Origin of the sequence: Streptomyces sp. NPDC004667, assembly GCF_040609475.1 — a bacterium.
GTDB lineage: Bacteria > Actinomycetota > Actinomycetes > Streptomycetales > Streptomycetaceae > Streptomyces.
Window position 1 is genome coordinate 48,676 of sequence record NZ_JBEXKC010000039.1, and the last position, 14,876, is coordinate 63,551.

Genomic DNA, 14,876 nt, shown 5'->3' on the forward strand with positions numbered 1-14,876 from the left:
AATCACCCGCTACGAAGGTCATCCATGCCCCACAGCCAAACCTCTGCACCTCGCGTCGGCCTCCTCGGTGGACGTCTCGCACGCGGAGCATCGCCGTGGCTTCTGCCGACCGTCGCCACCGCGGCCATCAGCCTCACCCGGGCGCGCAAGTCCGGACGCTGGGCCGCGGCAGCCGTGCCCGCCACCGCGCTCGCGGCGGGCATGCTGTGGTTCTTCCGCGACCCCGAGCGTGAGATCACCGAGGGCCGCGTCATCTCGCCCGCCGACGGTGTGGTGCAGAGCATCATGCCGTGGAAGGACGGACGCACCCGCGTCGCGATCTTCATGAGCCCGCTGAACGTCCACGTCAACCGCGCGCCCCTCGCGGGCACGGTGACGTCCGTGGAGCACATCCCCGGCGGGTTCGTCCCGGCGTTCAACAAGGAGAGCGAGAACAACGAGCGCGTCGTCTGGCACTTCGACACCGAGCTCGGCGACATCGAGATGGTGCAGATCGCCGGCGCCGTCGCGCGTCGCATCGTCCCGTACCTGCCGGCCGGCACCAAGGTGGAGCAGGGCGAACGCATCGGTCTGATCCGCTTCGGCTCGCGCGTCGACATCTACCTCCCCGAGGGCGTCGAGGTCGCGGTCGAGGTCGGTCAGGCCACCACCGCGGGGGTGACCCGAATTGACCGTGACTGACCCTGAGACCCCTGCCACCGGCTGGGTTCCCGAGCATGCCGAGGAGGAGTCCGCCGAAGACGACATGCCGCTCTCGTTGCGGCTGTCGATAGCGGACACCCTCACCCTCGGTAACGCGACCTGCGGATTCATGGCGGTGTACTTCACCACCACCGGAATCCTCATCCCGCACCTCACCGGCAGCGGCGAGTCGGGCATGGCCCGGCACAGCGCGGCGACCGCGGTGATACTGATGCTCCTCGCGGCGGTCTTCGACCTCTTCGACGGCATCGTCGCCCGGAAGCTGCGCAGCTCGCCGATGGGCGCGGAGCTGGACAACCTGTCCGACCTGATCAGCTTCGGGCTGGCGCCGGCGTACTTCGTGCTCGTCTACGGCATGGTCGCCGACGACGCGCACCAGAAGATGTCGGCACTGGCGGCGATCGTGGTGCTGCTGGCGGTGGTCCTGCGGCTGGCGAGATTCAGCTGCGTGACCATGAAGGACGGCATGTTCCAGGGCATGCCCAGCCCCTTCGGCGCCCTGACGGTCGTCTCGATCGTGCTGCTGGAGCTGCCGTTCGTGCCGACGCTGCTGGCGATCATCGGGGTGGCCTGGCTGATGGTGAGCCGGGTCGAGTACCCCAAGCCGCGGGGTGTCCTCGCGGCGGCGATGCTCAGCTGGATCGTCGGTGCCATGGGGCTGCTGGCCGCCTGGGCCTTCGACGCCCCGGGTGGACAGCTCCTGCTCCAGACGGGCTGCGCGCTGCAGATCGCTCTGGCGGCGACCATCCCGCTGTTCGCGACGACCCGTCGCGCGAACACGTTCCGCCACAACCGGCGGGAGGCGCGGGCGGCGCAGCTGCCGTAACGCTGCGCCGTGCCGCTCCGAACGAAGGCCCCGGGTGCCCCTGGCACCCGGGGCCTTCGCCGTGCCCGGGGGCGCGAGGCTCAAGACCCGGGCTCCGCCCCGGACCCCGCGCCTCAAACGCCGGCGGGGCTGGATCGGGGCACCCCCGGAGGGTGGCGGCGTAGGCTTGATGTCGGAAAACTGCCAGCCCGGGGCCGGTCCGGACGGGAAGCTGGGGGCATGTACACCGACACCGACCGTTGCGTCAGGGCCGTGCAGTCGAAGGACGCCCGTTTCGACGGGTGGTTCTTCACCGCCGTCCGGACCACCGGGATCTACTGCCGGCCCAGCTGCCCGGCCGTGCCCCCCAAGGTCGAGAACATGAGCTTCCTGCCCAGCGCCGCGGCCTGCCAGCAGGCCGGGTACCGGGCCTGCAAGCGGTGCCGGCCGGACACGAGCCCCGGCTCTCCCGAGTGGAACGCCCGCGCCGACGCCGTGGCCCGGGCCATGCGGCTGATCCAGGACGGGGTGGTCGACCGGGAGGGGGTCACCGGGCTGGCAACGCGGCTCGGGTACTCCACCCGCCAGGTCGAGCGCCAGCTGGGCGCCGAGCTGGGGGCCGGGCCCCTCGCGCTCGCCCGCGCACAGCGCGCGCAGACCGCCCGGCTGCTGATCGAGACCTCCGGGCTGCCGATGGGCGACGTCGCGTTCGCCGCCGGGTTCGCCTCCATCCGCAACTTCAACGAGACGGTGCGCGAGGTCTTCGCCCTCACCCCCGGCGAGCTGCGGGCGAGGGCCGCGAGGGCCGGGCGCAGTGAGCCCCGGGTGCCCGGGACGATCAGTCTGCGGCTGCCCTACCGGGCCCCGCTGAACCCCGACAACCTCTTCGGGCACCTGGCCGCCACCGCGGTCCCCGGGGTGGAGGAGTGGCGGGACGGGGCCTACCGGCGGACGCTGCGGCTCCCGTACGGCACCGGGGTGGTCGCGCTCACGCCGGGTCCCGAGCACATCGGCTGCCGGCTGGCCCTGACCGACCTGCGGGACCTGACCATCGCCATCAGCCGCTGCCGGTGGATGCTGGACCTGGACGCCGACCCGGAGGCCGTGGACGACCAGCTCCGCACCGATCCGCTGCTGGCCCCGCTGGTGGAGAAGGCCCCCGGACGGCGGGTTCCGCGCACCGTGGACGCGGCGGAGTTCGCCGTACGGGCGGTGCTGGGCCAGCAGGTGTCCACGGCGGCCGCGCGTACGCACGCGGCCCGCCTGGTGAGCGCGTACGGGGAGCCGGTGGAGGACCCCCAGGGCGGGCTGACCCACCTCTTCCCGGCCCCGGAGGCGCTGGCCGGCCTCGACCCGGAGACCCTGTCGATGCCGCGCAGCCGCCGCACCACGCTCACCACCCTGGTCGCGGCGCTGGCGGACGGTTCGCTGCCGCTGGGCATCGACAGCGACTGGGAGGCGGCCCGCGCCGCCCTGAACGCCCTGCCCGGTTTCGGGCCGTGGACCACCGAGATCATCGCGATGCGGGCGCTGGGCGACCCGGACGCGTTCCTGCCGTCCGACCTGGGGGTCCGGCGGGCCGCCCAGGGGCTGGGACTGCCGTCCACCCCGGCCGCCCTGACCGGCCGGGCGGCCGGGTGGCGGCCCTGGCGGGCGTACGCCGTGCAGTACCTGTGGGCCACCGAGGACCACGCCATCAACCACCTCCCCGTATGAGGAGCGGAGCAATGAACCGAGCGATGAGCAGTGCCGCGAACAGCGCCGTGAGCGGCGGGAAGACCCACACCGAGGTGCCGAGTCCCCTGGGGACCCTCACCCTGGTGGCCACCGACGGGGTGCTCAGTGCCCTGTACATGACCGAGCACCGGCACCGGCCCGGTGAGGAGACCTTCGGGGAGCGCGTCCCGGCCGACGAGGGGCCCTTCCCCGAGGTGGTGCGCGAGCTGACGGCGTACTTCGCCGGGGAGCTGACGGAGTTCACCGTCCCGGTGCACCTGGAGGGCACCCCGTTCCAGCGCAGCGTGTGGGAGCAGCTGCTGCGGATCCCGTACGGCGAGACCTGGTCCTACGGGCGGCTCGCGGCGGAGCTCGGCAAGCCGAACGCCTCGCGGGCGGTGGGTCTGGCCAACGGGAAGAACCCGGTCAGCATCATCGTGCCGTGCCACCGCGTCATCGGCGCCTCGGGCGCGATGACGGGCTACGGCGGCGGCTTGGACCGCAAGGTGCGGCTGCTGGAGCTGGAGGGGCGGTAGGGACGGCTACCGCCGGGTCAGATCACGGCCAGGGGGACGAGGAGGGCGAAGCCGGCTCCGGCCTCCACCGCGTAGGCGTAGAGGGACGGGTGCTGGACGGGGGCGGCGAGCAGGACGACGCTCTGCTGGGTGGCGGCGGCGGTCACCCAGTCGCCGTCGGCGCCGAGCCGGCCCTGGTACCAGCCCTCGCAGGCGCCGGGACCGGTGACGGCGAGCAGGTCGTCCTCGCGGCGGTAGAAGGCCTGCCAGCCCTCGGCGGGAGCGGCCCAGCCCTCGAAGTCCTCGAAGGGGGCCCAGCCCCCCTCGCGTATCGCGGTGTCGAACAGCCAGACGGGGGTGCCCTCTTCGGTGACCTCGCCCCCCGACTGTTCTTCGGTGGTGAAGTGGACCATGGGGAGGGCGTCGGGACCGTCGGCCGTGCTGGGCCAGGCGTACATCGTGATCATCTGCTGATTCTGTCCTGCTCGCAGTAGGCGCCGTGTTCAACCCCCCGGCCGGGCCGGGGTCTTACGCGGAGTCGGGCCGGCGGCCGTTCTCCAGTTCCACGGTGCCGCCGCCCGATTCCAGGACGCGGCACGCCTCCCGGGCGCGCAGGCCGACCGCTCCGGGGAGGTACTCGGTGAGCCGCTCGGGCTCGACGAGCTTCCAGGAGAGGAGTTCCTCCTCCTGGAGCACGACGGCGTCGAGCCGGTCGGCGTCGAGCACCCCGCCGTCGTAGAGGTAGGCCACCAGGGGCGGGCGGCCGGGTCCCAGGCTCCAGTCGACGGCGAGGAGCCGCCCGAGGGGGACGTCGATGCCGATCTCCTCGGCGCTCTCGCGCCGGGCGGCGGTGCGCGGGGACTCGTTCCGGTCGGACTCGACGGTGCCGCCCGGCAGGGCCCAGCCCTCGCGGTAGTTGGGCTCGACCAGCAGGACCCGGCCCCGCGCGTCGCGGTAGAGGGCGGCGGCCCCGGCCAGCACCCTCGGCAGGCTCGCGATGTAGGCGGCGTAGTCATCGGTGGTGGTCACGCGGCCACCCTAACCGGCCCGCCCGGCACGGTTTCCGGGCGCCCCCGCGATCACCCCTGTGGGTGGCCGCCCTCCTCTCGGTCGCGGCCCTTGGACCCGGCGGCGCGCCGCAGCCGGTGGTGGCGGGCCGGGCCCTGTTCGGTGACGGCGTCGCCGACCATCGCCTTGACGGCGTCGCGCATCCCGTGGTGGGCGTGGTGGCGGGCGGGGCCCGCGCCGGGGTCCGTACGGAGTTCCTTCACCAGCGCCCAGCAAAGCAGCATCATGACGATGACGAAGGGCAGTGCGACCAGGATGGTCGCGGTCTGCAGGGACTTGAGGCCGCCGGCGACGAGCAGGACGGCGGCCACGCCGGCCATCAGGATGCCCCAGGTGACGACGAGCCAGGTCGGCGGGTGCAGCGAGCCGCGGCTGGTCAGCGAGCCCATCACCAGGGAGGCGGAGTCGGCGCTGGTGACGAAGTACGTCATCACGAGGAGCATCGCCAGCCAGGAGGTGAGCGTGCCGAGCGGGAGGGCGTCGAGCATCGCGAACAGCGAGGCCTCCGTGCCGTCCTTGATCTTGGCGGCGAAGTCGACGACGCCGGTGGAGTCGAGGCGGATGGCGGTGCCGCCCATGACGCAGAACCAGACGACGGTGGCCCCGCTGGGGACGAGGAGCACGCCGATGAGGAACTCGCGGATGGTGCGGCCCCGGGAGATGCGGGCGATGAAGGTGCCGACGAACGGGGCCCAGGAGAGCCACCACGCCCAGTAGAAGATCGTCCAGGCGCCGAGCCACTGGGCGTCGGTGAAGGCGCCGGTGCGGGTGGCCATGGGCAGGAGCTGGTGCAGGTAGCCGCCGATGCTGGCGGGGATCACGTCCAGGACGTAGACGGTGGGGCCGAGCACGAAGACGAAGAGCGCCAGGACGCCGGCGAGCACGATGTTGATGCTGCTCAGCCACTTCACGCCCTTGTGCAGGCCGGAGAAGGCGGAGAGCACGAAGGCCGCCGACAGCGAACCGATGATGATCAGTTCGACACCGGTGGAGTCCTCGATCCCCGTGGTGATGCTGAGCCCTTTGGAGACCTGGAGCGCGCCGAGTCCGAGGCTGGTGGCGGTGCCGAAGACGGTGGCGAAGACGGCCAGGAGGTCGACGGCCTTCCCGGCCCATCCGTTGGCCCGCTCCTCCCCCATCAGCGGCACGAAGGCGGAGCTGAGCCGGTTGCCGCGGCCCTTGCGGAAGGTCGCGTAGGCGAGGGCGAGGCCGGCGATGCCGTAGATCGCCCAGGGGGTGAGGGTCCAGTGGAAGAAGCTGTACTCCATGGCCGCGAGGGCCGAGGCACCGCTGCTCGGGGCGGCGCCGGAGGCCGGGGGCGGGACCAGGTAGTGGGTGAGCGGCTCGCCCACCCCGTAGAACATCAGGCCGATGCCCATGCCCGCGCTGAACATCATGGCGATCCACGCGAGGTTGGTGAACTCGGGCTCGGAGTCGTCGGCGCCGAGCCGGATCCGGCCGAAGCGGCTGATGGCGAGGACGACGCACATGACGAGGAACACATCGGCGGCGATCACGAAGAGCCAGGCGAAGTTGTTCAGCACCCAGGTCAGGGCCGTGCCGGAGGCCGTGTCGAAGGAGCTCCCGCCCAGGGCCGCCCAGGCGACGACGGCGAGCACCGTGACCACCCCGATGACCACGACGGTGCGGTCGGGCGCACCGTCCACCGGGGCCTCGGCCCCCTCTCCCCGGGGATCCGGAGGTTGCTGTTCCAGCGATTCCGTGCTCATGCGGCCACACTATGCAGGCGTATATCCCTATTTAGGCGCATGGCGCGCCGCATGTGGCCCAGGCCACTCATGGGCATAGGAGGATCCTCCGGATAAGCTCAGGGTGGCGCGACTGCACTGTTCGATAGCAAGGGATTAGCAAGGTGACGGACGGAGCAGTAACTGAGGCCGCGCGCGTGCTCATCGCCGCGGACAAATTCAAGGGCTCGCTCACGGCCGTGCAGGTCGCGGAGCGGGTGACGGCGGGGCTCCGCAAGGCCGTACCGGACGTGGAAATCGAGACCCTCCCCGTCGCGGACGGCGGCGACGGCACCGTCGCGGCCGCTGTCGCGGCCGGGTTCGAACGCCGGGAGGTACGGGTCACCGGCCCCCTCGGCGACCAGGTCACGGCCGCGTTCGCGTTGCGCGAGGGCACCGCGGTGGTCGAGATGGCGGAGGCCTCCGGCCTCCAGCTGCTGCCCGCGGGCACCTTCGCGGCGCTGACGGCGACCACGTACGGTTCCGGCGAGCTGCTCAAGGCCGCGCTGGACGCGGGCGCGCGCTCGATCGTCTTCGGTGTCGGCGGCAGTGCCACCACCGACGGCGGCGCGGGCATGCTGGCCGCGCTGGGCGCGGTGTTCCTGGACGCGAACGGCGAACCGGTCGGTCCGGGCGGCGGCGCGCTGGCCGGCCTGGCCTCCGCGGACCTGTCCGGGATCGACCCCCGCTTCGCGGAGGTGGACTTCGTGCTGGCCAGCGACGTGGACAACCCGCTGACCGGCCCGAAGGGCTGCGCGGCGGTCTACGGCCCGCAGAAGGGGGCCTCGCCGCAGGACGTGGCGACGCTCGACGCGGCGCTGGCGCACTTCGCGCTGGTGCTGGAGAAGGCGATCGGCCCGAAGGCCGCCGAGTGCGCGGTGCTGCCGGGCGCGGGCGGGGCCGGCGGGATCGGCTACGGTGCGCTGCTGCTCGGCGCCACGTTCCGTCCCGGCATCGAGCTGATGCTGGAGGTGCTGGGCTTCGCCCCGGCGCTGGAGCGCGCCACGCTGGTGATCACCGGTGAGGGTTCGCTGGACGAGCAGACCCTGCACGGCAAGGCCCCGGCGGGCGTCGCCGCCGCGGCGCGGGCCGCCGGCAAGCCGGTCGTGGCCGTCTGCGGGCGTCTGCTGCTGTCCCAGGAGGCCCTGGAGGGCGCCGGCATCCGCCGGGCCTACCCGCTGACGGACCTGGAGCCCGACCCGGCCAAGTCCATCCCGAACGCCGGTCCCCTGCTGGAGCGGGTCGCGGAGAACATCGCCGCCGACGTGCTCTGAGTTCCTCCCGGAGCACGGCCCCGAGGCCCGGCACCCCGTCACCGGGGTGCCGGGCCTCGGGCGTCGGGGAAGCATCCTCGCTGCGGGGCCGGGCCCCCGGTGCCGAGAAACCGGTGCCGGACACCGGGAAACCGAGGCCGGACCCCTGGGGCCTGACCCCTGAGGGCCGGGCCCCGGGGGGGCCGGGAAACCGGGGCCAGGGGTCCGGGGCCGGGAAACCGGGGCCAGGGGTCCGGGGCCGGGAAACCGGGGCCGGACCCCCCGGGCCGGCAAAGTGGGGTCGGTGGACCCGGGCCGGTACCGGGTGGACGGGGGGCGGGCCCTCACACCGGGCCGGTGTTACGCGCCGAGTGTGGTGGCGCGGGTCGCGGAGAGGAGGCCGGCCGTGGTCACGACCCGGGCGAAGCCGCCGCCCTGGAGGTTGACGGCGGTGGCGGTGGCCAGCTCGTCGGCGGTCAGGGACAGGCCGGCCGGGCCCGCGAGGTCGAAGGTGTGGGTGGCGTCCAGCGGTACGAGCACGTCGTAGCCGAGGTTCCCGGCCATGCGGGCGGTGGTCTCGACGCACATGTTGGTCTGGATCCCCACGACGACCAGCTGGCCGATGCCGCGGGCCGTCAGCCAGGCCGCCAGGTCGGGGGTCCCGTAGAAGGCCGAGTTGACGGTCTTGGTGATCACCGGGGAGTCCTCGCGGCGCTCCTCGACGAAGTCCTTGAGGGCGTATCCGGGCCGGTCCGGGGCGAGGACGGAGCCCGGGTGCACGGAGGCGTGCCGGACGAGGACCACGGGGCGGCCCGACTCGCGCCAGGCGTCCATCAGCGCGGCGATGTTCTCCTCCGCGGCCGGGTTGTTGCGCGGGCCCCAGAAGGCGGCGTCGTCGAAGCCCTTCTGGACGTCGATGACGATCAGGGCACTGTCGGGGGCGATCTCGATCGCGGTCTCGTTCATGGCTCCATCGTGTCCGTCGGGCGGGGGCCGTCCCAGTGGCTCCGGGGTCCGCGAACGATGGGATCCTGCCAGGATGGCAGTTCCGCGCATCCCGGTTCTGGCAGAGTGGCCGCATGCACCGCGTCGCGATCGTCGCCCAGCCCGGGATCCGCAGCTTCGACCTCGCCGTCATCACCGAGGTCTGGGGCCCGGACCGCGCCCGGGTCGGGGTGCCGCCCTTCGAACTGCGCCGCTGCGCGCTGGAGAGCGGTCCGATCGCGCTGCCCGGCGGGCTCACCCTCACCCCCGACCGCGGCCTCGACTGGCTCGGCACCGCGGATCTGGTCGTCGTACCGGCGCTGGCCGAGCCCACCGACCCGACGCCCGAGCCGGTGCTGGCCGCACTGCGGGCGGCGCACGCCCGGGGCGTGCCGGTGGCCGCCCTGTGCGCGGGGGCCTTCGTCCTCGCCGAGGCCGGGCTGCTCGACGGGCGCCGCGCGGTGACCCACTGGTGGCTCGCCCCGCAGCTCGCCGCCCGCTACCCCGAGGTGCTGGTCGAGGAGGCCCCGCTCTACGTGGAGGACGACGGGCTGTGGACCTCCGCCGGGGTGGCCTCCGGTATCGACCTGTGCCTGCACCTGGTGCGCGAGGCCCACGGGTCCGAGGCTGCCGCCGCGATCGCCCGCTCGATGGTGACCGGCCCCTTCCGCACCGGGGACCACGCCCAGTACCTGGACCGGCCCACCCCGTCGGCCGACCGGACGGCCGAGGCGCTGGCCGCCGTACGGGAACGGGCCCTGCGCCGGCTGCACGAGCCGCTGGACGTGGCCACGCTCGCGCGGTGGGCCGGCATGTCCCCGCGTTCCTTCGCCCGGCACTTCGCCGCCGCCACCGGGACCACGCCCCACAGGTGGCTGCTGCGCCACCGTCTGGACGAGGCCCGCAAGCTGCTGGAACGCACCGACCATCCGGTCCCCGAGGTGGCCCGGCGGGCCGGGTTCGCCAGCGAGGTCACCTTCCGCCAGCACTTCGCCGCCCACGTCGGTGTGAGCCCGCGCGCGTACCGTGCGGCGGCGTCCGCCGGGTCCGCCGTCCCGTCCGTCGTCCCCGCCGCCGCACCCCGGGGCGGCGACAGTGTTAGAAAGGGCTCATGACCGGACGTTCGGGTCGGGACGGTGACGCGCGGCCGGAGAGCCTGCCGCGCGCCTCCCTGGCCCGCCGCAGCCTCTCCGGTGAGGTCTTCGTGCTCCAGGCGGTGATCGTCCTGGTGCTGATCGTCGCCGCGACGCTCGCCCTGGTCTTCCAGGCCCGCTACGACAGCAGGCAGGACGCCCGCAACCGCTCCCTGGCCGCCGCCGAGGCCTTCGCCCACGCCCCCGGCCTGCCCGCCGCCCTGGCCTCCGCCGACCCGACGGCCAGGCTGGAGCCCCTGGCGGAGGGCGCCCGCCGGGGTTCCGGCCTCGACTTCGTCGCCGTCATGACCAAGGACGGCATCCGCTACACCGACTCCCGGCCCGAGCTGATCGGCAAACGCGCCACGGGCGACTTCTCCCGCGCGGCGGCCGGGCAGTCGTTCACGGAGGTCTTCTCGGGCAAGCCCAGCGACGCGGTCCGCGCCGTGGTGCCCGTACGCGACGCGCAGGGGAAGGTCGTCGGACTGGTCGCCACCGGCATCGAGGTGCGCAACGTCGGCCAGGCGCTGAGCGGGCAGCTGCCGCTGCTGCTCGGCGCGGCCGCCGGGGCCCTGCTGCTGGGGACCGCGGGCGCCGCCCTGGTCAGCCGGCGGCTGCGGCGCCAGACCCGGGGCCTGGGCGCGGCCGACATGGCCAGGATGAACGAGCACCACGAAGCGGTGCTGCACGCGGTGCGCGAGGGCGTCCTCATCGTCGACGCCGACCACCGGCTGCTGCTCGCCAACGACGAGGCCCGGCGGCTGCTGGACCTGCCCCCCGACGCCGAACGGCGGCACGTGGCCGACCTCGGCCTCGATCCGCGCACCAGCGAACTGCTGGTCTCGGGCCGGGTCGCCACCGACGAGGTCCACCTGGCGGGCGACCGGTTGCTGGCCGTCAACGTACGGCCCACCCAGCCCTCGGGCGGGCGGCCGTCGGGCAGCGTCATGACCCTGCGCGACACCACGGAGCTCTCGGCGCTCTCCGGCCGCGCCGAGGTGGCCCGGCAGCGGCTCCAGCTGCTCTACGACGCCGGGGTGCGCATCGGGACCACCCTGGACGTGGTGCGTACCGCCGAGGAGCTGTCGGAGGTGGCCGTCCCGCGCTTCGCCGACTTCGTCACCGTCGAGCTGCTGGAGCCGGTGCTGCGCGGGGACGAGCCCTCCGCGGCCTCCGGGGTGCACACCGAGATGCGGCGGGCGGCCATGACGGGGGTCCGCAGCGACCAGCCGCTCCAGCCGGTCGGGGACGTCATCCGCTTCGCGGTGCCGACCGCTCCGATGGCGGCCGCGCTGGACGCCGGGCACGCGGTGCTCGCCGCCGACCTGCACGCCGCCATGGGCTGGCGGGCCCAGGACGCCGCCGGGACCCGGGTCGCCCTCGACTACGGACTCCATTCGCTGATCTCCGTGCCGCTCCAGGCGCGGGGCGTGGTCCTCGGCATGGCCAACTTCTGGCGGGCCGCCGACTCGCCCGAGGCCTTCGACGAGGAGGACCTGTCCTTCGCCGAGGAGCTGGGGGCACGGGCGGCCGTGTCCATCGACAACGCCCGCCGCTTCACCCGCGAGCACGCCACCGCCGTGACCCTCCAGCGCAGTCTGCTGCCCCGGGTGCTGCCGGACCTGAGCGCGGTGGACGTGGCCTTCCGGTACCTGCCGGCGAAGGCGGGCGTGGGCGGGGACTGGTTCGACGTGATCCCGCTGCCGGGGGCCCGGGTGGCGCTGGTGGTGGGCGACGTCGTGGGGCACGGGGTGCACGCCGCGGCCACGATGGGACGGCTGCGGACCGCCGTGCACAACTTCTCGACCCTCGACATCCCGCCCGACGAGCTGCTGGGGCACCTGGACGAGCTGATCGACCGGATCGACCAGCTGGAGAACGGCAAGCCGGCCGCGGGCAACGGCGGGGACCCCGGCGCGGGCGGGGGCCGGGAAGTGGAGGAGACCGCCGGGATCACCGGCGCCACCTGCCTCTACGCGGTGTACGACCCGGTCTCCGGGCGGTGCACGATGGCCAGTGCCGGCCACCCGGGGCCCGCCCTGGTGCACGCCGACGGGCGGGTGGAGTTCCCGGAGCTGCCGGCCGGGCTCCCCCTGGGGGTGGGCGGCATGCCCTTCGAGACGGCGGGGCTGGTGCTGCCCGAGGGGAGCCGGCTCGTGCTGTTCACGGACGGGCTGCTGGAGGACCGCGACCGGGACTTCGACACCGGGCTGGCGGTGCTGCGGGAGACCCTGTCGCAGACCGGGCGCAGCCCCGAGCAGGCCTGCGCGGACGTCCTGGCGGCGCTGCTGTTCCCGGCGCCGAGCGACGACATCGCGCTGCTGATCGCCGACACGCGGCGGCTGGATCCCGACCGGATCGCGGAATGGGAGGTGCCCGGCGACCCGGTGGCCGTCTCGCGGGTGCGCCGGGAGGCCTCGGCGCAGCTGGCCGCGTGGGGGATGGAGGAGGTCTCCTTCCCGGCCGAGCTGGTGCTCAGCGAGCTGATCACCAATGCCATCCGGTACGGGAACGAGCCGATCCGGGTCCGGCTGCTGCGGGACCGCAACCTGATCTGCGAGGTGTCCGACGGCAGCAGCACCTCCCCGCACCTGCGGTACGCGACCACCACCGACGAGGGCGGGCGCGGGCTGTTCCTGGTCGCGCAGTACGCCGACCGGTGGGGGACCCGGTACACGGAGCGCGGCAAGGTCATCTGGGCGGAGCTGTCGCCGTCGGACGGTGACGGGCCGGCGCTGCCCGGGGTGCTGGACCTGGACGCGCTGGAGGACCTGGCCTGGTGACGGGGGCGGGGGCGGGGGCACGGCTGACGGGGCCGGGGTGCGGGTCCCCGGGCGGCCCGGTTCCGGGTGGTGACCGGGTTCCCGGCGGCGTCAGAGCGGGCGGGGGCGGGCCAGGAGCACCGCGACGTCGTCCTGGGGCGCCGCGGGCAGCAGCCCGGCCAGGATGTCCTCGCACAGTGCCTCCAGGGGGCGTGCGGCCCGCCGCAGGGCCCGTGCGAGGCGTTCCATGCCCTCGTCGAGGTCCCGGTCCCTGGCTTCGATCAACCCGTCGGTGTAGAGGGCGAGCAGGGTCCCCGGGGGCAACGGGACCTCCTGGACGAGGAAGTCCCGGCCGCCGGTGCCCAGCGGGGTCCCGGGCGGGCCCAGGAGGAAGGAGACGGTGCCGTCGGCAGCCGCCACGGCGGGCGGCGGGTGGCCGGCACGGGCCATGACGCAGCCGCCGGCCGCCGGGTCGTGGACGGCGTACACGCAGGTGGCCATCTCGTCCTCGCCGAGGTCCGCGACGACGGCGTCCAGGGAGCGGAGCATCCGGTCCGGCGGCACGTCGTGGCGCGCGAGGGTGCGCACGGCGGTGCGCAGCTGGCCCATGACGGCGGCCGCGTGGATGCCGTGGCCCATCACGTCGCCGATGACCAGGCCGGTGCGGCCGCCGGGCAGCTGGATGGCGTCGAACCAGTCGCCGCCCACGTCGTGGTCGCTGGCGGGCAGGTAGCGGCCGGTGAGTTCCAGGCCGGGGACCTCGGGGAGGGCGCTGTTGGTGAGGCTGCGCTGGAGGGTGAGGGCGGCCCGCCGCTGGGTGGTGTACATGCGGGCGTTGTCGATGTTGAGGGCGGCGCGGGCGACGAGTTCGTCGACGAGGACGCAGTCCTGTTCGTCGAAGGGCTCGCGTCCGCGCAGCCGGGTCACGGCGACGGCGCCGAGGACCTTGCCGCGGGCGACGAGGGGCACCATGCGGGCGCAGCCGAGGGAGGCGAGGTAGGCGCGCAGCTCGTCGGCCCTGGGGTCGGTGATCAGGGCGGGGACGTCGGCGCTGTAGAGGTTCATCGGGATGCCGTCCTCGATGACCCGTTCGTAGGCCGTGCCGGCCGGGATCCGGAAGGTCTGGCCGGGCTTGAGCCGGGCGGTCGGCGCGAAGGGGTCGGGGAAGACCGCCGCGAGTCTGCGCAGGAGCCCCTGGGTGGAGGCGCCGGCCTCGTCGGGTTCCAGTACCGATTCGAGGAGCTGTACGTCGGCCGAGTCCGCGAGCTCCGGCACCAGCAGGTCGACGATCTCCTGGGCGGTCTGGCGCAGGTCCAGGGTGGTGCCGATGCGGGTGCCGGCCTCGGCGAGGCGGGCGAAGCGGGCGCGGGCCCGTTCGGCCTCCAGCTGGGCCCGCTGGCCCTCGGTGATGTCGATGAGGGAGGCGATCACGCCGAGGGGGCGGCCGGAGCCGTCGAGCAGCGGGGCGTAGGAGCAGGACCAGGTGTGGTCGTGGTCGGGGTCGGCGGGGGTGCGGCCGGTGCGGCGGACGTCGACGACGGCGGTGCCGGAGTCCAGCACCCGGCGCATGGTGGCCTCCAGGGCGACGGCGTTGACGCCGGGCACGACCTCGGTGAGGCGCTTGCCGAGGTGTTCGGCGGCGGAGGCGCCGTTCATCCGGGCGAGGGCGTCGTTGACGCGCAGGAAGCGCAGGTCGGTGCCGAGGGTGGCGAGGCCGATCGGCGACTGGGTGAACAGGCTCTGGAGGGCGGCGAGGGAGTCCCGCATGTGCAGGACCTCGGAGGTCTCGACGGCGATGAGCATCGCACCCGTACGGCCCTGCGGGTCGGCGGCGGGCACGATCCACATCTCCATCGCCACCCGGTGGCCGTCGCGGTGGCGCACGGGCAGGGTGCCGACGACGGTCTCCCCGGCCTGGACCCGGCGGGTCAGGTCCCGGGCGAGTTCGCGGTTGGCCTCCGGTACGAGGACGCTGTCGCCGGGGCGGCCGAGGATGTCCTCGGGGCGGTGGCCGAGCAGGTCCTGGGCGGCCAGCGACCACTCCACGACGCGGCCGTCCGCGTCCTCCCGCCACAGGGCGATCGGCAGCAGCTCGCGCAGTACGCCCGCGTACCCGACGGCCGCCGCCGGCGGATCGGGCACCTCGCCCGTCGACTGGTACGTGTCCAATGCACCGACCTTACCCCGGGG

The 14,876-nt window shown here is 74.0% G+C and carries 12 protein-coding genes; 7 read left to right on the forward strand and 5 right to left on the reverse strand.

The annotated features are described in order from the left end of the window. The first annotated feature begins 24 nt into the window (after nucleotides 1–24). The 4 genes from ABZW32_RS22095 to ABZW32_RS22110 all read left to right on the forward strand — a co-directional run bounded on the left by ABZW32_RS22095 (nucleotide 25) and on the right by ABZW32_RS22110 (nucleotide 3,759). Entirely contained in the window at nucleotides 25–681 is a 657-nt protein-coding gene (locus ABZW32_RS22095) for a phosphatidylserine decarboxylase (RefSeq protein WP_356218271.1), read from the forward strand. Continuing rightward, nucleotides 668–1,528, forward strand: coding sequence for a CDP-diacylglycerol--serine O-phosphatidyltransferase (gene pssA, locus ABZW32_RS22100; RefSeq protein ID WP_356218273.1), 861 nt, complete (start codon nucleotides 668–670; stop codon nucleotides 1,526–1,528). Before ABZW32_RS22095 ends, pssA begins: the two co-directional genes overlap by 14 nt. A gap of 219 nt (nucleotides 1,529–1,747) precedes the next feature. Then, entirely contained in the window at nucleotides 1,748–3,223 is a 1,476-nt protein-coding gene (locus ABZW32_RS22105; protein WP_356218275.1) for an AlkA N-terminal domain-containing protein, read from the forward strand. A gap of 23 nt (nucleotides 3,224–3,246) precedes the next feature. Continuing rightward, entirely contained in the window at nucleotides 3,247–3,759 is a 513-nt protein-coding gene (locus tag ABZW32_RS22110) for a methylated-DNA--[protein]-cysteine S-methyltransferase (protein ID WP_356218310.1), read from the forward strand. Nucleotides 3,760–3,776: 17 nt separating this feature from the next. On the opposite strand, the gene ABZW32_RS22115 is transcribed toward ABZW32_RS22110, so the two are convergent. The 3 genes from ABZW32_RS22115 to ABZW32_RS22125 form a co-directional block, all read right to left on the reverse strand. Next, entirely contained in the window at nucleotides 3,777–4,205 is a 429-nt protein-coding gene (locus tag ABZW32_RS22115) for a hypothetical protein (protein ID WP_356218277.1), read from the reverse strand. Nucleotides 4,206–4,266: 61 nt separating this feature from the next. Further along, nucleotides 4,267–4,767 carry an NUDIX hydrolase gene (locus tag ABZW32_RS22120; protein WP_266843700.1) on the reverse strand — a complete coding sequence of 167 codons (501 nt, stop codon included), beginning with the start codon at nucleotides 4,765–4,767 and terminating at the stop codon, nucleotides 4,267–4,269. Between the two features lie 50 nt (nucleotides 4,768–4,817). Beyond that, on the reverse strand, nucleotides 4,818–6,536 hold the full coding sequence (locus ABZW32_RS22125) for a BCCT family transporter (RefSeq protein WP_356218279.1): 1,719 nt from the start codon (nucleotides 6,534–6,536) through the stop codon (nucleotides 4,818–4,820). A gap of 143 nt (nucleotides 6,537–6,679) precedes the next feature. Between ABZW32_RS22125 and ABZW32_RS22130 the strand changes: the two genes are divergently transcribed. Further along, on the forward strand, nucleotides 6,680–7,828 hold the full coding sequence (locus ABZW32_RS22130) for a glycerate kinase (RefSeq protein ID WP_356218281.1): 1,149 nt from the start codon (nucleotides 6,680–6,682) through the stop codon (nucleotides 7,826–7,828). Nucleotides 7,829–8,167: 339 nt separating this feature from the next. On the opposite strand, the gene ABZW32_RS22135 is transcribed toward ABZW32_RS22130, so the two are convergent. After that, the gene (locus ABZW32_RS22135) at nucleotides 8,168–8,773 is read right to left on the reverse strand and encodes a cysteine hydrolase family protein (RefSeq protein ID WP_356218282.1); all 606 of its coding nucleotides are present in this window, start codon (nucleotides 8,771–8,773) and stop codon (nucleotides 8,168–8,170) included. A 113-nt stretch (nucleotides 8,774–8,886) separates the two neighbouring features. Here ABZW32_RS22135 and ABZW32_RS22140 point away from each other — a divergent pair, with 113 nt between their 5' ends. Next, nucleotides 8,887–9,906: a helix-turn-helix domain-containing protein gene (locus tag ABZW32_RS22140; protein WP_356218284.1), complete on the forward strand. Its 1,020-nt coding sequence runs from the start codon at nucleotides 8,887–8,889 to the stop codon at nucleotides 9,904–9,906. Continuing rightward, on the forward strand, nucleotides 9,903–12,707 hold the full coding sequence (locus ABZW32_RS22145) for a SpoIIE family protein phosphatase (protein WP_356218286.1): 2,805 nt from the start codon (nucleotides 9,903–9,905) through the stop codon (nucleotides 12,705–12,707). The genes ABZW32_RS22140 and ABZW32_RS22145 overlap by 4 nt, the downstream gene beginning before the upstream one ends. A gap of 90 nt (nucleotides 12,708–12,797) precedes the next feature. Here the strand turns inward: ABZW32_RS22145 and ABZW32_RS22150 are convergent, their stop codons facing one another. Beyond that, nucleotides 12,798–14,855 (reverse strand): SpoIIE family protein phosphatase, encoded by a 2,058-nt coding sequence (locus ABZW32_RS22150; protein ID WP_356218287.1) that lies wholly within the window; start codon nucleotides 14,853–14,855, stop codon nucleotides 12,798–12,800. Between the last annotated feature and the right edge of the window lie 21 nt (nucleotides 14,856–14,876).